This is a genomic window from Alphaproteobacteria bacterium (assembly GCA_019635875.1).
Classification (GTDB): Bacteria; Pseudomonadota; Alphaproteobacteria; order Reyranellales; family Reyranellaceae; genus JAFAZJ01.
Genome location: JAHBYP010000012.1, coordinates 66,619 through 83,907, shown reverse-complemented (window position 1 = coordinate 83,907; position 17,289 = coordinate 66,619). Strand labels below are relative to the sequence as shown.

Here is a 17,289-nt window from a genome sequence, read left to right as displayed (position 1 = left end):
CGGGGTCTGGTCACCCACGATGCTCGGGGGAGGCCCCGCGCCCCAATCGCGGGGCCACCTTCGACGCGTCAGCTGGCGACAAGGCCTTGCTCCGTTCATCCATGCGAGCAAGTCCAACCCGCACCACCAGGCGGATCGGCGCGCCGGATCGGGTAGGCGCGGGGCGACCACCGCAAATGTGGCGCCGACCTCGGTGGTCGAACCACGCTGTCAACGGCAAGCATGATCGTCACTCTCCTCGCTGCCGCGGCGACAGACGGGCATCGCCTTCGCGCGGTCCATGCGACACGGCGGTCCGCATCCGTGCCATGACGTAGCGCTGCGAGAAAATCCGCTTCCCGGTGCGAACCGCGGGCGGCAGCATGGCGGCGTACGCGATTCGAGAGGCGGGCATGCGCAACATCGGAATCGACGCCGACCGGCTGTGGGCGGCGACCATGCAGATCGGCGAGATCGGCGGCACGGCCAAAGGCGGCTGTCATCGCCTGGCGTTGAGCGAAGAGGATCGCCGGGCCCGCGATCTGCTCTGCGCCTGGATGCGCGAGGCCGGCTGCGCGGTCACGGTCGACGGCATCGGCAACATCTTCGCCCGCCGCGAGGGCGCCGATCCGGCGCTGCCGCCGGTCATGGTCGGCAGCCATCTCGACACCGTGCCGATGGGCGGCAAGTTCGACGGACCGGCCGGCGTGATGGCCGGCCTCGAGCTGGTGCGCGCGCTCAACGACCACAAGGTGCGCACGAAAGCGCCGGTCGAGATCGTCGCCTGGACCAACGAGGAGGGCTCGCGCTTCTCGCCCTTCACCATGGGCTCCTCGGTCTTCGCCGGCCAGCTGGCGCTGAAGGATGCCCACGCAGCGCGCGACATCACCGACCCGCTGCACGGACCCACGGTCGGCGAGGCGTTACGCGCCATCGGCTACGACGGTGACGCACCGGTCGGCGGCCGTCGTCCCGCCTGTTATCTCGAGATGCATATCGAGCAGGGTCCGCGGATGGCCGACGAGGATCTGCAGGTCGGCATCGTCACCGGCTCGTTCCAGTCGCGCTACTTCGTGGCCACCATCACCGGCGAGCAAGCACATGTCGGACCCACGCCCATGGCCGGACGGCGCGACGCGCTGGTGATCGCCTCGCGGCTGGTGCTGGAGATCGACCGCATCGGGCGCGCCTATGGTCCCGATGGCCGCTCCAACGCGCCGCATATCGAGCTGTCGCCCAATGTGCGCGGCGTGATCCCCGGCGTGATCAGGCTCTCCTGCGACGTGCGCCACAGCGACGCGCGCAGCCTGCAGCGCATGGAGGAGGAGCTGCGCGCCTGCGCCGCCATCGTCGCGCGCGAGGCGCGCGCCACCATCGTCCTGGAGCGCTACTACGAGTTCGGGCCGATCCATTTCCATCCCGACATGGTCGCGCTCTTGCGCCGCACGAGTGCAGAGCTGGGATATCGGCATCGCGATATCCTGACCGTCGCCGGCCACGACGCCGTGCCGCTCAACTCGATCTGCCCCTCGGGCATGATCTTTGTGGCCAGCCGCGCCGGCGGCATCAGTCACAACGAGAAGGAAGCGAGCACGCGCGAGGACCTCGCGGCAGGCGCCAATGTGCTATTGCATGCCGTCATGGCGCGCGCCGGCGTGGTCGATTGAGGAGCTAGGCGATGAATCTGCGCAGCGAACCCGCACCCGAGGATCTCGAGGCGATCCGGCTGTGGTTCAAGCGGTTGTCCGACCATGTCCAGGCGGTCGACTACGAGGGCGCGCGGCCGATTTTCGCCGACGACATGATTGCCTTCGGAACCTTCACCGACTTCATGGTCGGCCAGGACAAGGCCGAGCGCGAGCAGTGGCGCAACGTCTGGAGCACGATCCGCCGCTTCCGCTGGCGGCTCGACGGCGTGCACGGCATCGTCTCGGCCGATCGCCTCACCGGCATCGGCATGGCGATTTTCGACTCCGACGGGTTCATGCCCGATGGGACCCAGTTCGATCGCCGCGGCCGTGCCACCGTGACCTTCGCGCGCGCGAGGATCGGCGACCCCTGGGTAGCGACGCATACCCACATGTCGCTGTTCCGCGGCACACCCGATCGCAGCCACGGCAGCTTCACGGGGCCATGATCGCGTCGCCGCATGGCTTCGCCATCGGCGGTCCCGGCTGGCGCCGAGCCCGTGGCAGCGCTCGGGGCGCTGCCGGGTGTCGTTCTCGGCGCCTATGTCGCTTGATCGCTCAGCTATCCGGTGTGTCGGCGCCGGCCTTGGTGGGTGGCGGCGCGGGCTTCCTGTGCTCGCCTTTCTTCTTCCTTTCCTCATCGAGGCCCAGATCCTTCTGTGCCTTCTTCACGTCGTCGAGGCGATTGGGCTCGCCGCCGGTCATGCCTTCCTCGGACGCGACCTGCATCAGGCGCGCGTCGATCTCCCACTGCTCGAGCGCCTTCCTCTTTTCGTCGCGTGAAAGCTCGCGGCTCTCGACGACGTCCTTGGGCTTGTCGAACTCCTGGGACGGGTTGACGAGCGCCTCCTTCTTGTCGATCCCGGCCATGGCCGCTCTCCATCTGTGGAATCGGGTGCGGAGACAACCGCTGCGCCGGATATTGGTTGCCCGCGACGCCGAACAACCCGCTTCGGCGCACCGGGCCGGGGCGATGTCGTGTCGGATGGAAGGCGACTCTGTGTCTACGCGCCGCGGTGGCGCCGCTCGACATTGACCTTGATGTTGGCCAGGCCGATCGCGGCCTCCTCGTCCATGCGCCGGATCATGTCCTCGGTCGGCGCCTTCGGGCGCGCCGGGTTGAGCACGGTGCGGGTGTAGCGCGTGCCCCTGCCCACGGGCTCGAAGGTGTAGCGCGCGACGATGCGGCCGATGAAGCCGGTGTCGGTCTCGGCCATCCACAGCCTGCCCGGCTCGCAGTGCGTGACTCGCCAGTCGAGCTGCACCTCGCCGGTGCGGGTGCGCCAGCGCTCGTGGAAGGTCTCGCCGGCCGCCAGAGGCCGGTCGGCGGCATCGATGCGATGCGACGAAGGCAGCCACTGCGGCCACGAGTTGGGATTGGAGACGTAGTCCATCACCGCCTGCGGCGACGCGTCGATCAGGATGTCGTGGCTGCGCTCGAAGGCCACGGTGCCGGGCGGCTCGATCGCACCGGTGCGCTCGGTGATGAGCGTGTAGGCCTCGGGCCGGCGATGGCGCGCGAAGTTGAAGGTCGTGGCCTTGTAGCTCTTGCCGGCGTCGAGATCGCAGCGATGCACGATGAGCTCGTCGCCCTCGCCGTTGGCGCGTGCCACCACCTTGCCGCTGGGGGCGATGATCATGCTGTCGGCGACGCTGGGCACGCCCTCCTCGGTGCCACCCTTGGCGACGCCCACCACCCATGCGCCGTTCTGGTAGGCGCCGGCCTGCATCGAGAGCTGATTGTGGAACCACGAGTGCTCGTCGTGATCGGGCGCCGGCGGGTTGTGGATCGGCGTGTTGTAGCCCAGCAGCACCATCTCGACGCCCTGCAGGCCCATGACGCGGTAGGTCTCGGGCCAGCGCCGGTCGTTGCAGATGCACATGCCCATGATGCCGCCGAAGGCACGGCTCACCGGGAAGCCGAGATTGCCGACTTCGAAATAGCGCTTCTCGAGATGCTGGAATTCGCGCTGCGGCTCGTGCTCGGCATGGCCCGGCAGGTGCACCTTGCGGTACTTGCTGACGATGCGCCCGTCGCGCTCGACCAGAATGGAGGTGTTGAACCGCCTGATGCGGCCGTCCTCGTCGACGAGCTCGGCATAGCCGAGGCAGAAGCCGATGCCCATCGCCCTGGCCTCGCTGAACAGCGGCGCCGTCTCGTTGCCGGGCATCTCGCGCTCGAAATAGGCATCGATCTCGGCCTGATCGGTCATCCACCAGCGAGGGAAGAACGTGGTCAGCGTCAGTTCCGGGAAGACCACCAGCTCGCAGCCCATGCGCCTGGCCTCGCGCAAATGCGCGATCAGTCGCTCGACCACGTCGCGGCGCGAGTGGCTCTTCTGGATCGGCCCCATCTGGGCGGCGCCGACGGTGAGATGGCGTGACATGGTTTCCTCTGGCGCGGATGGCCGATCCTAGGCAAGCGCCGCGCCGATGGCTACGGCGACGCCGCCGCCGGTCATCAGGCCGTGCGCGACGCCAAACAGGCGAAGCGCGCGACGGATGTCCTCCGACGTGGCCTCGGCGCGGCCGTCGCCCATCCAGCGATCCTCGACCCGTGTGCCGCCATAGACGCGCGGCCCGGCCAGGCGCAGGCCGAGCGCGCCGGCCATCGCCGCCTCCGGCCAGCCCGCGTTGGGCGAGCGGTGATGCGCCGCATCGCGCCAAACGGCGCGCCAGGCCGAGGCCGCGTCGCAGCCCGGCAGGAGCGCGGCGGCGGCGATCAGCAGCAGGGCGGTCAGCCGCGAGGCCGGCAGGTTGACGAGATCGTCGAGCCGCGCGGCGGCCCAGCCGAAGGCGCGATGGCGCGGCGTGCGATGGCCGATCATCGAATCGGCGGTATTGATCGCCTTGTAGGCGGCGATGCCCGGCAGCCCGGCGAGCGCGAACCAGAAGGCGGGCGCGACAACGCCGTCGGAATGGTTCTCGGCCAGGCTCTCGATTGCGGCGCGACACAGCCCGGCTTCGTCGAGCGCCTGGGGATCGCGGCCGACAATGTGCGCGACGGCGCGCCGCCCCGCCTCCAGCCCGCCGCAATCGAGCGCGCCGGCGACGGCGCGGACGTGCTCGTGCAGGCTGCGCGCGGCAATGCCGGTCGAGGCGACGATGGCGATGACGATGATCGAGGCCAGCGGCGGTGCGATGTGGGCCAGCGCCTGGATTGCAAGACCCGCCGCGACGGCGACGCCCACGACGACCAGCAACGCCAGCACCCCGCAGGCACGACGCGTCGCATCGCGCGCCGCATCCTGGTTCAGGTGCCGATCGAGCGTGTCGACGAGCGCGCCCGTCCACGTCACCGGATGGCCGATGGCGCGCAGCAGTGTGGCGGGATACCCGACGACGATGTCGATCAGCAGCGCCAGCGCCAGGGCGGCGATCACGCCTCGGCCAATTCCAGCATCAGGTCGAGCAGGATGGCGGCGCCGGCCTCGATGTCGTGCGGCTGGGTGAACTCGGCCACGTTGTGGCTCAGCCCTTTCACGCTGGGCACGAAGATCATGCCCGTCGGGCACAGGCGCGCCATCATCTGCGCATCATGGCCGGCGCCGGAAGGCAGGCGCATGACGCTGCGGCCATGCGCGCGCGCCAGGCGCTCGACGCGGTCGATCATGTCGGCGGCGAACTCGACCGGCTCGAAGCGCGCGAGCGTGCGGCGCTCGACGACGCAGTCCTCGGCGCGGGCAGCCGCGTCGATGAAGGCGAAGGCGCGCCGCTCGGCCTCCTTCAGCAGCGCCTCGTCGGTGTTGCGCAGGTCGAGGGTGAAGCGCGCGCGGTTGGCGATGACGTTGATCAGGTTGGGCCGCAGCTCGATGACGCCAACCGTGGCGACCTGCGCGCCACCCATGTCCTTGGTGAGCTGGCGGGCGAAGGCGGTGCAGAGGCCGGCGACGTAGCCGGCGTCGTGGCGCAGGCGCATCGGCGTCGTGCCGGCATGGGCCGAGGTGCCGGACACGATGACCTCGGTCCACGAAATGCCCTGCACGCCGGTCACCGCGCCGATCGCGATGCCCGCTTCCTCGAGCACCGGGCCCTGCTCGATATGCAGCTCGACATAGGCGTGCGGGCGGATGGTGCCGGGGACCATGGCGCCGCGATAGCCGATGCGCTCCAGCTCGTCGCCGACGCGCTTGCCGTCGCCGTCCGTCGCCGCCCATGCCTCCTGCAGGTTGAGCCCGCCGGCGTGGACCAGGCTGCCCATCATGTCGGGCTGGAAGCGTGCGCCTTCCTCGTTGGTGAAGAAGGCGACGCAGAGCGGCCGGCGCGTGGTGATGCCGGCATCGTCGAGCGCGCGGCAGACCTCCAGGCCGGCGAGCACGCCGAGATTGCCGTCGAAGCGGCCGCCGGTCCGCACGGTATCGATGTGCGAGCCGGTCATGACCGGTGCCGTGTCCTGCCGACCGGCCCGCATGCCGAACACATTGCCGATCGCGTCGACGTGCACGGCGAGGCCCTGCGCCCGCATCCACGAGACCACGAGGTCGCGACCTTCCCTGTCCTCGTCGCTCAATGCCAGGCGGGCGCAGCCGCCGCCGTCGATGGCGCCGATCCGGGCCAGCGTCGCCAGCCGGACCTGCAGATGCGGGGCGTCGATGGCGGGCCTCGCCGTCATGGCGATGGCGAGCGCCGGCCGGCCGTAGCCGGGGCGCGGTGTCTTGCGCGCTCGTGCATCGTTGAACGCTAGCGAAGCAGGCGAGGGCGCGCAACGTCGCCAGATTGCGCCGGCGGACTCAGGCTCCCAGGATGCGCCCGCCGGCGAGGCGCCGGATCAGTCCAGCATGCCCCAGCTGCGCGGCAGCCAAAACACCAGATCGGGCCAGATCATGCAGACCGCGACGGCGATCATCTGCATGATCACGAACGGGATGATGCCGCGATAGATGTCGCCCATTTTCACGGACGGCGGCACCACGCCCTTCATGTAGAACAGCGCGAAACCGAAGGGCGGCGTGAGAAAGCCCGACTGCAGGTTGACCGCCATCAGGATCGCGAACCACAGCAGGATCATCTTCGGCCCGTCGACATGACCGGCGAAATCCGCGCCGGCCAGGATCGGCGAGAACACCGGCAGCACGATCAGGCAGATCTCGAGGAAATCGAAGAAGAAGCCCATGACGAACACGAGCGCCATGACAAAGATCAGGTATTGCCACGCGGTCTCGATGCCGATCGCCTTGAGCCCTTCGACGACCACGTCGTCGCCGCCGAGCGCCCGGAAGACATAGGCGAACAGGGTGGCGCCGAACAGGATGAAGAACACCAGGCCGTTGGTCAGGCCCGCCGCCATGATGATCTCGTTGAGCGACTTGAAGTTCAGTTTCCTCGCCCGCGCCGCCAGCAACAACGCGCCGACACAGCCAACGCCGCCGGCCTCGGTGGGGGTCGCCCAACCGCCGAAGATCGATCCCAGCACGAGGAGGATGAGGAACGCCGGCGGCGCGAAGGAGAACGCGACCATGCGGAGCAGCTCGGCCTTGTTCTGCGGCCCGATCTCAGCCCCGAGCGGCGGCGCCGATTTGGGGTTCAGGAACGAATAGATCATGATGTAGATGAGATAGCCGATCGACAGGGTGAGCCCGGGCAGGACGGCCGAGGCGAACAGCAGGCCGACCGAGATCTGCATCAGGTCGCCCATGATCACCAGCATGATCGACGGCGGAATCAGGATGCCGAGCGTGCCCGAGGCGGCGATGGTGCCGCAGGACAGTGACCTCCCGTAGCCGCGTTCGAGCATGACCGGCAACGCGATCAGGGTCAGCATCACCACGGAGGCGCCGACGATGCCGGTCGTGGCGGCCATGATCGTGCCCAGCAGCACCACCGATATCGCGAGGCCGCCCGGGACGCGCCGCAGCAGGACCTGCAGGCAATGCAGCAACTCCTCGGCGACGCCGCTTTTCTCGAGCACAGTCCCCATGAAGATGAACATCGGCACCGCGACCAGCACCTGGTTCTCGACGCCCTGGCCGTAGATGCGCGGCAACAGATTGGCGAACTGCACCGGCTGGAAGACGTCGAACAGGATGCCGAGGACTCCGAAGATGATGCCGATGGCGCCGAGCACGAAGGCGACCGGATAGCCCGTGAACATGATGAACACGAGCACGAAGAACATGATGATCGCTAGATGGGACCCGATGAAGTCGATCATGGCGGGCCTCAGTGCGCTTGACCGGCGGCGGCAGGCATGGCTTCCGCCGCCAGCCGGGGTGGCCCGAAGAGAAAGACGATGCGGCGCAGCGCGACCGAAACCACGGCCACGAAGACCGAGGCGAAGCCGAAGAACAGGAAGAACTTGACGATCCAGCGCCACGGCAGCCCGTTGGGCGCCGCCGAGGACTCGTTCTGGCCGAAGGACTGCAGGAAGAAGGCCCAGGAGTGCGGCAGCGCCACGAACAGATAGGGCGCCGCGAAAATGGCGCAGCCCAACAGCTCGAGCCAGGCGTGCCTGCGCGGCGAAAGCCCTGAGGTGAACACATCGATGCGCACGTGCGCGTTGCGCACGTAGCAGAAGGCGATCCAGGTCAGGTACAGGAAGGCGTGCAGGTGCCATTCCAGCTCCTGCAGTCGCGTCGAGCCTAGATCGAGACCGAAGATATTGAGCTGAAAGCCGATCTTGCGGGTGACGATGTCGAACACAATGACCGTCATCAAGATCAGGAAACACCAGCCGAAGACGCGCGCGATGGCGCCCAGACCCGCATCGATGCCATTGCTGATGGTCAGCAAACCCCTCACGGCGGCCCCCCTGAATTGGTGCGATTGGAGATACCGCCGCCCCGCGAACGATACCACTTCCAAGCCAACAACGCGTTCCAGACTAACGACGCGGCCCTGCGCCGCGGACCGGCGCAGACAAGCCGCGGCGGGGCACGCTGCGCGCCCCGCCGCGAATATCCTGTCTCGCGCCTAGTCGGTCATGTAGGCGTGTTCGCGCCAGATCTTGTACTTCTCGCGGAACGACGAGTAGGAGGCCCAGACCTTCTTGAAGTTCTCGCTCTTGGCCGATTCCTCCTTGACGACCTCCTCCCACTTCTCGCGGAGGGCCTTGAGGAACTCCGGCGGCCACTTCTTGATTTGCACGCCCTTGGCCTGAAGCTCCTTCATGGCGGCGAACTGCGAGCCGTCGGACTCGGCCAGCTCCTGCAGCATCTGCGCCTTGCAGGCCCACTCGATGACGTACTTCTGATGGTCGGAGAACTCGTCCCACTTCTTCTTCGAGATGTAGAGCTGGCCGATCGAGGTCTGCTGGTGCCAGCCCGGGAAGTAGTAGTACTTGGCGACCTGGTGGAAGCCGAGCGACAGGTCCATGGTCGGCATCGAGAACTCGGTGGCGTCGATGGTGCCGAGCTGCAGCGCCTGGAAGATTTCGCCGGCCTGCAGCAACTGGGTTGCCACGCCCATCTTCTGCATCACGTTGGCGCCGAGGCCGAAGAACCGCATCTTCAAGCCCTTGAGATCATCGAGGGTCTTGATCTCCTTGCGGAACCAGCCCGAGGCCTCGGGCGAGATGATGCCGCAGTTGCGCGCCACGATGTTGTACTTGGCGTGCATTTCCCACATCAGCTCGTTGCCGCCGCCGTACTCGTACCAGGCGAGGAATTCCGCCGCGTCGGGACCGAAGGGCACCGTGGTGAACATCGCGAACACGATGTCCTTGCCGGTGAAGTACCCCGCCGCCGTGTAGGCCATGTCGAGCGAGCCGTTCGACACGGCATCGAAGTACTGGCTGCCGGGGATCAGCGCGCCGGGCTCGAAGAACTTGATCTCGATCGAGCCGCCCGACAGCTTGTTGATCAGCTCCACGGTGCGCTTCTGCGCCGGCCCGAGGATCTGCATCGAGCTCGGAAATGCGCCCGCCATCTGGGCGCGAACCTTCTTGTCCTGGGCGGGCGCCGATTGGGAGCCCAACGCGACAATCGCCGCGACCAACCCTACGGCCAAAGGCCGCACTATTCTTGAAATCATAACCACATCCTCCCTGTCAGCCGAACTTCACGTCGACTTTGATTGTGCCGGAACGCATCTGACACTGATTTTTTTCGACTGTACCGGAGCCGTATGCCCGCCTCAAGTTGGAATTGGCGGTCCGCGAGCGATCACGCAGCCTGCCTGGAAATGCGCCATCGTCCTGTTTCTGATCGCCAGTCGCCCTCGGCGCCCCGCCGCGCGGGCGCCGCGAGGCGGAGGTGGAGGCGTCTGAGCGCCGGCGATCGTCGCTGCGGTCAACGCAAATGGCACGCGATCGGCTCGAGTGGCGGATCGGGCGTCTTGATTGGCGTTGGCAACCGGAAGACACTGGTGCGGGGAGAGCAGCGTCAAGCGCAGGGCACCGACGGCCTCGCATCTCAGCATGCGATGTTGCCTCGGCGCGGAGGGGAGGCCGAGTGCAGCTCGAAGCGGTGCCTGGAGTGGTGGTGCGGTGACCCGCGGCACGCAGCGCCCAACGCGGTGGTTCATCGCGACGAGCGCACGGCTAACAGCGGTCGCAGGCGTCCGAGGGACGCGCCGATGCTTGTCCTGCTGACGATAAGCGACGCGATCAAGCGCCGTCTGGAAACCGTGGCCTTTGTGTCGGGATGGCTGCTCGTGGTGCTGGCCGCGATCACCTGCTTTGACGTCTTGTGCCGCAAGTTCGGCATCCCGATCCCGCTCACCAAGTTCCAGGAGCTGGAGTGGCACGCGCACTGCGCGCTGTTCTCGCTTTGGATGGGCTACAATTACACGATCAACGCCCATCCAAGGGTCGACTCGTACACGGAGACCCTCGGCTTCCGCGTCAAGGCCTGGATCGAGTTCATCGGCTGCGTCGTCTTCGCCATTCCGTTCATGGGCCTGATGATCTGGTTCGGCTGGGACTTCTTCTGGACATCGTTTCTGCAGAACGAGAGCTCGGAGCACGCGATCGGATTGCCGTACAGATGGGCCATCAAGGGCGTCTTCTATGTCGGGCTGATCCTGGTGCTGGCCGGCGTCATCAGCGTGTGGCTGCGCCTGGTGGCGTATCTGTTCGGTGGTCGCACGCGCGCCGAAACCGATCTGCAGATCGGCCATGCCGAGCTCGAGGCATAGGGCGCGGCGATGGTCGGGTGGTTCATCGACAATCTCGCGCTGATCATGTTCGTGGCGATGTTCGCCATCATCTTCTGCGGCTATCCGGTGGCCTTCGTGATGGGCGGTACCGGCCTGGTGTTCGGGCTCATCGCCTGGTGGGGCGGTCAGTTCGACATCGGCAGCCTGTCCAACGTGCTGCTGCGCATGTGGGGCGGTGTCGCGATGGACTCGACGCTGGTCTCCATTCCGAGCTTCATCTTCATGGGTACCATCCTCGAGCGCAGCGGCTCGGCGAAGGAGATGCTGCTGGCGACCGAGATCCTCCTGCGCAGGGTGCCGGGTGCGCTTGCCGTGTCGGTGATGGTCATGGGCACCATCCTGGCGGCGCCGATCGGCGTCGTCGGCGCCGCGGTGGTGATGCTGTCGGTCATCGCGCTCAAGCCGATGCTCGATGCCGGCTACGATACGCGGCTGGCCATCGGCACCATCGCGTCGGCCGGCACGCTGGGAATCCTGATCCCGCCCGCGATCATGATCGTCGTGATGGCCGAGATGCTCAGCACGTCGGCCGGCGCGCTGTTCGCGGCGGCGACCATACCGGGGTTCCTGCTGGCCGGCCTCTATCTGGCGTACATTCTGGGCGTGGCGGTTCTCAGGCCGGCCAAGGCGCCGAAGCTGCCGGCCGACTACGGCCCGCAGACCCGCGGCCAGTTCTGGCGCACCATGTGGACCGGCCTGGTGCCGATGACGGTGCTGATGGTGCTGGTCATGGGCTCGATCTTCGCCGGCTGGGCCACTGCCACTGAAAGCGCCGGCGTCGGGGTGCTGGGCGCCTTCCTGATCGCGGCGATCAACAAGCGCCTGACATGGCGCATGACCAACGACGCGATCCGCTCGGCAGCGCGCGCCAACGCCATGGTGTTCCTGATCTTTCTCGGCGCGACCTGCTTCTCCTACGTCTTCCGCTCGCTCGGCGGCGACGATCTGATGATCTCGACGCTCGCCTATCTCGGCATCGACACCAAGTGGAAGCTGCTTTGGTTCGTGATGATCCTGATCTTTCTTCTCGGCTTCCCCTTCGAGTGGATCGAGATCTGTCTGATCGTGCTGCCGATCTTCACGCCGATCCTGGCCAAGTACGACTTCTCCGACTGGATCGGGCCGGGAGATTCCACCCACTTCATGGCCTGGTTCGCCACGCTGGTCGCGGTCAACCTGCAGACCTCGTTCATGTCGCCGCCCTTCGGCGCTACGCTGTTCTACATGAAAGGCACGGTACCGCCCGGCACGACCATGACCGACGTATTTCGCGGCATGTACCCGTTCCTGTTCCTGCAGGTGGTGGGCCTGTTCATGTGCATGTATTGGCCCGGCATCATCTTGTGGCTGCCGCGCGTCACCGGACTGCTGGAATAGGCTGCAGAGGGCTCGCGGCCTGCTGAACCGAAGCCCGTGAGTGTTGATCTGCACCGCGCGGCCGGTCATCGTGGCTGACGATGAGCCACGCCATGACCCGCGATTTCCCCCACGAGCCCCTGCGCTTCCGCGCCTACCCGCCCGATGAGGTGCGGGCGCGCGCCCGCGCCTTCGCCGCAGAGCTCACGCGACGTCGCACTGTTCGTGAGTTCAGCGATCGTCCAGTCGATCGTGCCGTGATCGAGGCGGCGATCGACGCGGCGCGCCATGCGCCGAGCGGCGCGAACCATCAGCCCTGGCACTTCGTCGCCGTGCAGGACCGCACGGCGAAGGCGAAGATCCGGGTCGCCGCCGAAGCCGAGGAGAAGGCCTTTTACGAAGGCAAGGCGAGCGAGGAATGGCTGCGCGCGCTCAAGCCCCTGGGCACGGACTGGCACAAGCCGTTTCTCGAAACGGCGCCGTGGCTGATCGTCGTCTTCGCCGAGCAGTGGGGGCACTGGCCGGACGGATCACGCAAGAAGAACTACTACGTGCCCGAGTCCGTGGGGATCGCCTGCGGATTCCTGCTGGCGACATTGCACCACGCGGGGTTGGCGACGTTGACGCACACGCCCAGCCCGATGGGCTTCCTCGGCACCCTGCTGGGGCGGCCGAGGAACGAGAAGGCCTACATGATTGTCGTAGCCGGCCATCCCGCGCCGGATGCCGTGGTGCCGCTGCACGCGCTGGCGAAGAAGCCGGTCGCCGATGTCGCGACGTTTCTCTGACGCTCAGCGGCTGCAGGCCGCCCCGCCCAGCACGCAGAACTTGACGCGGGCTGCTGGTGGCGTCGATCGTTGCGGTGCTGTTGCGGCTGATCGCGTTCCCGCTTTCACTGACCACGGACCGCAGGAGCCGGTATTGCCTGCTTTGAGGCACATCAATGTCGCCGCGCGGTCGGCGGGCGACAAGCATCGAGCGTATCCTCGTGACGTTGGATGACGGTTCGCAATGTCCTACAGATCCATTCTTGTTCCCATCCTGCACGACGCCGCCGATTCTGCAGCGCTGGCGGTGGTCGCGGCGTTGCTCGAAATCGGTGACGTCCACGTTACCGGACTGCACGCACGCACGGCGCCCGGCGCCATGCTCTCGGGGCGATCGCGCGCTTTCGTGTCGGCGGACGTGCTGGACAAGCTCGAAGCCGCGGGCCGCGAACGAGCGGCGGCGGCTCGCGAGCTCTTCGAGACCTGGCGCTCCGGTTGCGGACTGGCGTTCAGCTCTTCGCCCGGGCCGGGAGCGGCGTCTACGGCGGAGTGGCGCGAAGTGGTGGGCGAGGTTTCGGCCGAGATCGGCCGATTCGGCCGGGCATCCGACCTGGTCGTGCTGGCCCGCTCGTCCCGGCGCTATTCGGAGGATACCGATGAGGCCCTGCACGGCGCGCTGTTCGACAGCGGGCGGCCAGTGCTGATCGTGCCCGGCAGGCCGGCGCACGAACCGCTCGGAACGGCGATCATCGCCTGGAACGACAGCCGTGAGGCGGCCCTGGCGGTGTCGGCCGCATGGCCCGTTCTCGAGCGTGCCAAGCGCGTCGTCATCTATTCGGGCGGCGAGGATGAGGGGCTGCAGGCGTCGGTCAGGCTGCTCGCCGATCACCTGGCATGGCGGCGGTGCACATCCGTCGCGACGATCATCGCCCCCTCGGGCGGCACGGGAATCGACCTGCTGGCGGCCGCCCACCGCGAGGGGGCGGGAATGATCGTCATGGGCGCCTATTCGCACTCCCGCCTCCAGCAGTTCGTGTTCGGCGGGGTCACCAGCGAAATCTTCAGCCTCTCCGATATCCCGGTTCTCACCGCGCGTTGATACGGGCGGAATGTCTCATGGTGGCGATTGTTCGCCGCTGGGCCGATCGTCGCCGGCGCGGCCTAGGCGCTCGGGATGACAGAGCGGTGCCGAGTTCGGGCTCGTCGCTCTAGCGACTGCAGGCCGCCCCGCCCAGGACGCAGAACTTGGCGCAGTGCGGGTGGTTGAGCGCCACGTCGCCCGACGCTCCGCGCAGCGTCGCGCCCAGCTCGAATTGCGGATCGTAGGGCAGCAGGGTGCAGGCCAGCACCACCGGCCGCTCCGCGCCCTTGCGCTTCACCACCATGCGGGCGGAGGCGCACATCACGCTGTCGGGCGACTTGTTGAGGATGCCCCAGCAGGCGGTGGTGATCTCCGGCACGTCGACGCGCGCATCCATCTCCGGGAAGATGGCGAGCGCCACGGGATCGGTCGCGTCGATGGCGATGCCGTGCTCGGCGAACAACCGGCTGTAGCCGGCGCGCACCGCGTCGTCCGATTCGTCGGAGAAATGCCGGCCGGCGACATGCACGCGAAAGCCGTTGTGCGAGAGCCAGACCAGCCCGTCGAGGGTCGGCTTCCAGCTGCGCGCGCCGCGCTCGGCCTCGTGCAGCGGCGGCGCGTAGTGATCGACCGAGACGCGCATGGTCAGCCGGTCGCCGTGACGCTCGCGTAGGCCGAGCAGCGCTGCCTTCATCTTGTGCATCGGCTTCATGGCGTTGGTCAGCACCATCGCCTCGAGGCCGCGCGACAGCACGTCCTCGAGCATCTCGGGCAGCTCGCGATTCATGAACGGCTCGCCGCCGGTGAAGCCGATCAGCCGCGTGCCCAGCCGCTCGCGCTCGATCTCGTCGAGGTAGACGCGCACCTCCGCGGCCGTGAGATAGACCAGCCGGTCGTTGCGCGGCGAGGACTCGATGTAGCAATTGGCGCAGGTCAGGTTGCAGAGCGTGCCGGTGTTGAACCACAGCGTGTCGAGCGACCTCAGCGCCACGCGGGCGCGCATCTCGCCTCGGGCGGTAACCGCGATGTCGCGGAACTTGCGCGGATCGAGCGGCGGGCGGGCGAGGTCGCTGACGGTCATGCGGCAGACTAGCCCGGGGCGCGCGCCGGCCTCCATCACATCGTGGCGAGTTGACCGGCGCCGTGCGATGGTCGCGTCGCGCAGCGGTCGAAAGGGGAGCGGATCGTGGTGAAATCGGTTCTGGGCGTGATCGGCGGGTCCGGCCTTTACGAGCTGCCGGGGCTGAGGGACGTACGCTGGGAGAAAGTCGCTTCGCCGTGGGGCGAGCCGTCCGACGCGCTGTGCTTCGGCGAGTTCGCCGGCCTGCCGATGGTCTTTTTGCCGCGTCATGGTCGCGGCCATGTCCATTCGCCGAGCGACATCAACTACCGCGCCAACATCGACGCGCTCAAGCGCGTGGGCGTCACCGACGTGGTCTCGCTGTCTGCCGTCGGCTCGCTGCGCGCCGACACACCGCCGGGCACCTTCGTGGTCGTCGACCAGTTCATCGACCGCAGCTTCGCGCGCGCCAAGAGCTTCTTCGGCACGGGCTGCGTGGCGCACGTTGCCTTCGGCGAGCCGGTCAGCCCGAAGCTGGCCGACCGGCTGGAAGCGGCGGCGCGCGGCACCGGCGCCGATGTGCGCCGCGGCGGCACATACATCGTGATGGAGGGGCCGCAATTCTCGACCCTGGCCGAGAGCCGCCTCTATCGCGGCTGGGGCTGCGACGTGATCGGCATGACCAACATGCCCGAGGCCAAGCTCGCGCGCGAGGCGGAACTCTGTTACGCCACCGTCGCCATGGTCACCGATTTCGACAGCTGGCATGAGGACCATGGCAGCGTCGACGTCGCCAAGATCGTCGCCGTGATGCACGCCAACGCCGACAGGGCCAAGGCGCTGGTGGCGGCGCTGGCGCGCGATTTTCCGCGCGAGCACGAGCCGTGCCCGATCGGTTCCGACACGGCGCTGGAGTACGCCATCATCACCGCCCCGGAGAAGCGCGATCCGGCAATGCTGGCGAAGCTCGACGCCGTCGCCGGCCGCGTGCTCAGGCGCTGAGCCGTCTCAGGTCGTCGGGTGTATCGACGTCCCACAGCCGGGCCGGCTCCGACCAGCGCATGCCGGCCACGGCCAGGCGCCGGCGCGTCTGCGCCATGACGGCGGGCGTGCTCCAGGCGATGCCGGAGAAGATCGTCGGCAGCGCGCGGCGCAGGCCGACCAGGAGGTAGCCGCCGTCCTCCGTCGGCAGGAAGGTCGCGTCGTCGCCCTGGTGCAGGGACCGGGCGCATGACAGCAGATGGGCGACGCCGAGCGCGGGGCCGTCGGTGCCGATCAGCAGCAAAGGCCGTTCCGGTGGCTGGGCGCGAAAGGCCGCGAGCATGCGTGCGCCGAGGCCACCTGGGAACTGCCGCCGCAGCTCGACACCGTGCCCGCGGGCCATTTCGGCGAACAGCGTGTGCGAGGGGTCCGGACTGCACCACAGCGTGACTCGCGCGAGATTGGCGGCGCGCGCGATTTCGACCGTGCGCCGGATCATGGTTTTCTGCAGGGCTGCGGCGCCATCGGCGCCGAGCGCCGGAATCAGCCGGGTCTTGGCGTAGCCCGGCACCGGCGCCTTGGCGAGGATCGCGACATCAACGCGGATGGTAGCCATAGCGGGTCGCCAGCGCGCGCGGATCGACGCCACGCCAATAGTCAAAACGTAGTCGCCACATCAGCAGGATGGTGCGCATCACGCCGCGCGACTCCCAGCGCCGACCCGATGTCGTGACACAACTTGACAGGCAGGCCGGCTGAGAGCGACGGCGCAGCGCCTTCGACAGCGCGATATCCTCCATCAACGGGATGTCGGGATACCCGTCGATTGTCGTGAAGGCTGTCCGGTGCACAAAGATCGCCTGATCGCCGGAGCACACGCCGGTGAGCCGCGATCTCAGGTTCATCATCGTCGCGACGACCGGCAGCAATGCGTGTTGGCCTTCGATGCGCACATCGAAGCGGCCCCAGTCTCGGCGGGGATCGGCGAGCGCGGTGGCGATCATCGTGTCGGCGTCGTCCGGCAGCGCGGTGTCGGCATGCAGGAAGAGCAGCACGCCGCCGGACGCGATGGCGGCGCCTGCGTTCATCTGGCTGGCGCGGCCGCGCGGCGCGAGCACCACGTGATCCGCATGCGGCCGGGCGAGGGCCTCGGTACCGTCACCGCTGCCGCCATCAACGACGATGACCTCCGCGCCGCGCCGCCGAAGCGGCGCGAGCCGCGCCAGCGCGGCGGCGATACCGTCGGCCTCGTTGAGTGTCGGCACGATGATGGAGAGCATGGGC

17 protein-coding genes are annotated in these 17,289 nt (G+C 67.7%); 7 read left to right on the top strand and 10 right to left on the bottom strand.

Annotation, left to right across the window (positions count from 1 at the left end):
* Positions 1-392 precede the first annotated feature (392 nt).
* Both KF889_28670 and KF889_28665 read left to right on the top strand, forming a co-directional pair.
* Entirely contained in the window at positions 393-1,646 is a 1,254-nt protein-coding gene (locus KF889_28670; protein ID MBX3503438.1) for a Zn-dependent hydrolase, read from the top strand.
* An 11-nt stretch (positions 1,647-1,657) separates the two neighbouring features.
* Positions 1,658-2,116, top strand: coding sequence for a nuclear transport factor 2 family protein (locus KF889_28665; protein ID MBX3503437.1), 459 nt, complete (start codon positions 1,658-1,660; stop codon positions 2,114-2,116).
* Between the two features lie 109 nt (positions 2,117-2,225).
* On the opposite strand, the gene KF889_28660 is transcribed toward KF889_28665, so the two are convergent.
* The 7 genes from KF889_28660 to KF889_28630 form a co-directional block, all read right to left on the bottom strand.
* Entirely contained in the window at positions 2,226-2,537 is a 312-nt protein-coding gene (locus KF889_28660; protein MBX3503436.1) for a hypothetical protein, read from the bottom strand.
* Between the two features lie 134 nt (positions 2,538-2,671).
* Positions 2,672-4,054: an SRPBCC family protein gene (locus tag KF889_28655; protein ID MBX3503435.1), complete on the bottom strand. Its 1,383-nt coding sequence runs from the start codon at positions 4,052-4,054 to the stop codon at positions 2,672-2,674.
* A 27-nt stretch (positions 4,055-4,081) separates the two neighbouring features.
* Complete coding sequence (cobD, locus tag KF889_28650) at positions 4,082-5,050, bottom strand: cobalamin biosynthesis protein CobD (protein ID MBX3503434.1); 969 nt, start codon at positions 5,048-5,050, stop codon at positions 4,082-4,084.
* Positions 5,047-6,279: a M20 family metallo-hydrolase gene (locus tag KF889_28645; GenBank protein MBX3503433.1), complete on the bottom strand. Its 1,233-nt coding sequence runs from the start codon at positions 6,277-6,279 to the stop codon at positions 5,047-5,049. Before KF889_28645 ends, cobD begins: the two co-directional genes overlap by 4 nt.
* A gap of 156 nt (positions 6,280-6,435) precedes the next feature.
* The gene (locus tag KF889_28640; protein ID MBX3503432.1) at positions 6,436-7,818 is read right to left on the bottom strand and encodes a TRAP transporter large permease subunit; all 1,383 of its coding nucleotides are present in this window, start codon (positions 7,816-7,818) and stop codon (positions 6,436-6,438) included.
* 8 nt (positions 7,819-7,826) lie between these two features.
* Positions 7,827-8,405: a TRAP transporter small permease subunit gene (locus KF889_28635; protein ID MBX3503431.1), complete on the bottom strand. Its 579-nt coding sequence runs from the start codon at positions 8,403-8,405 to the stop codon at positions 7,827-7,829.
* Between the two features lie 171 nt (positions 8,406-8,576).
* Positions 8,577-9,635: a TRAP transporter substrate-binding protein gene (locus KF889_28630; GenBank protein MBX3503430.1), complete on the bottom strand. Its 1,059-nt coding sequence runs from the start codon at positions 9,633-9,635 to the stop codon at positions 8,577-8,579.
* A gap of 543 nt (positions 9,636-10,178) precedes the next feature.
* Here KF889_28630 and KF889_28625 point away from each other — a divergent pair.
* The 4 genes from KF889_28625 (at position 10,179) to KF889_28610 (ending at position 13,982) form a co-directional block, all read left to right on the top strand.
* Positions 10,179-10,739, top strand: coding sequence for a TRAP transporter small permease subunit (locus KF889_28625; GenBank protein ID MBX3503429.1), 561 nt, complete (start codon positions 10,179-10,181; stop codon positions 10,737-10,739).
* Positions 10,740-10,748: 9 nt separating this feature from the next.
* A complete protein-coding gene (locus tag KF889_28620; protein MBX3503428.1) occupies positions 10,749-12,137 on the top strand; it encodes a TRAP transporter large permease subunit in 1,389 nt (462 codons plus the stop codon).
* An 80-nt stretch (positions 12,138-12,217) separates the two neighbouring features.
* Complete coding sequence (locus KF889_28615; protein MBX3503427.1) at positions 12,218-12,904, top strand: nitroreductase family protein; 687 nt, start codon at positions 12,218-12,220, stop codon at positions 12,902-12,904.
* A gap of 223 nt (positions 12,905-13,127) precedes the next feature.
* Entirely contained in the window at positions 13,128-13,982 is an 855-nt protein-coding gene (locus tag KF889_28610; protein ID MBX3503426.1) for a universal stress protein, read from the top strand.
* 109 nt (positions 13,983-14,091) lie between these two features.
* Here the strand turns inward: KF889_28610 and KF889_28605 are convergent, their stop codons facing one another.
* Complete coding sequence (locus KF889_28605; GenBank protein MBX3503425.1) at positions 14,092-15,045, bottom strand: radical SAM protein; 954 nt, start codon at positions 15,043-15,045, stop codon at positions 14,092-14,094.
* 105 nt (positions 15,046-15,150) lie between these two features.
* Here KF889_28605 and KF889_28600 point away from each other — a divergent pair, with 105 nt between their 5' ends.
* On the top strand, positions 15,151-16,026 hold the full coding sequence (locus tag KF889_28600) for an S-methyl-5'-thioadenosine phosphorylase (protein ID MBX3503424.1): 876 nt from the start codon (positions 15,151-15,153) through the stop codon (positions 16,024-16,026).
* Here the strand turns inward: KF889_28600 and KF889_28595 are convergent.
* Both KF889_28595 and KF889_28590 read right to left on the bottom strand, forming a co-directional pair.
* Positions 16,016-16,621 (bottom strand): TIGR04282 family arsenosugar biosynthesis glycosyltransferase, encoded by a 606-nt coding sequence (locus KF889_28595; GenBank protein MBX3503423.1) that lies wholly within the window; start codon positions 16,619-16,621, stop codon positions 16,016-16,018. The two genes, KF889_28600 and KF889_28595, sit on opposite strands and share 11 nt — an antisense overlap.
* Positions 16,602-17,285 (bottom strand): TIGR04283 family arsenosugar biosynthesis glycosyltransferase, encoded by a 684-nt coding sequence (locus KF889_28590; GenBank protein ID MBX3503422.1) that lies wholly within the window; start codon positions 17,283-17,285, stop codon positions 16,602-16,604. Before KF889_28590 ends, KF889_28595 begins: the two co-directional genes overlap by 20 nt.
* Positions 17,286-17,289 lie beyond the last annotated feature (4 nt).

Excerpts from the sequence above, each read along its gene's own strand:
- KF889_28670 (MBX3503438.1), top strand. The coding sequence starts at position 393 with ATGCGCAACATCGGAATCGACGCCGACCGGCTGTGGGCGGCGACCATG.
- KF889_28665 (MBX3503437.1), top strand. The coding sequence starts at position 1,658 with ATGAATCTGCGCAGCGAACCCGCACCCGAGGATCTCGAGGCGATCCGG.
- KF889_28660 (MBX3503436.1), bottom strand. The coding sequence starts at position 2,537 with ATGGCCGGGATCGACAAGAAGGAGGCGCTCGTCAACCCGTCCCAGGAG.
- KF889_28655 (MBX3503435.1), bottom strand. The coding sequence starts at position 4,054 with ATGTCACGCCATCTCACCGTCGGCGCCGCCCAGATGGGGCCGATCCAG.
- KF889_28645 (MBX3503433.1), bottom strand. The coding sequence starts at position 6,279 with ATGACGGCGAGGCCCGCCATCGACGCCCCGCATCTGCAGGTCCGGCTG.
- KF889_28640 (MBX3503432.1), bottom strand. The coding sequence starts at position 7,818 with ATGATCGACTTCATCGGGTCCCATCTAGCGATCATCATGTTCTTCGTG.
- KF889_28630 (MBX3503430.1), bottom strand. The coding sequence starts at position 9,635 with ATGATTTCAAGAATAGTGCGGCCTTTGGCCGTAGGGTTGGTCGCGGCG.
- KF889_28625 (MBX3503429.1), top strand. The coding sequence starts at position 10,179 with ATGCTTGTCCTGCTGACGATAAGCGACGCGATCAAGCGCCGTCTGGAA.
- KF889_28620 (MBX3503428.1), top strand. The coding sequence starts at position 10,749 with ATGGTCGGGTGGTTCATCGACAATCTCGCGCTGATCATGTTCGTGGCG.
- KF889_28615 (MBX3503427.1), top strand. The coding sequence starts at position 12,218 with ATGAGCCACGCCATGACCCGCGATTTCCCCCACGAGCCCCTGCGCTTC.
- KF889_28610 (MBX3503426.1), top strand. The coding sequence starts at position 13,128 with ATGTCCTACAGATCCATTCTTGTTCCCATCCTGCACGACGCCGCCGAT.
- KF889_28605 (MBX3503425.1), bottom strand. The coding sequence starts at position 15,045 with ATGACCGTCAGCGACCTCGCCCGCCCGCCGCTCGATCCGCGCAAGTTC.
- KF889_28595 (MBX3503423.1), bottom strand. The coding sequence starts at position 16,621 with ATGGCTACCATCCGCGTTGATGTCGCGATCCTCGCCAAGGCGCCGGTG.
- KF889_28590 (MBX3503422.1), bottom strand. The coding sequence starts at position 17,285 with ATGCTCTCCATCATCGTGCCGACACTCAACGAGGCCGACGGTATCGCC.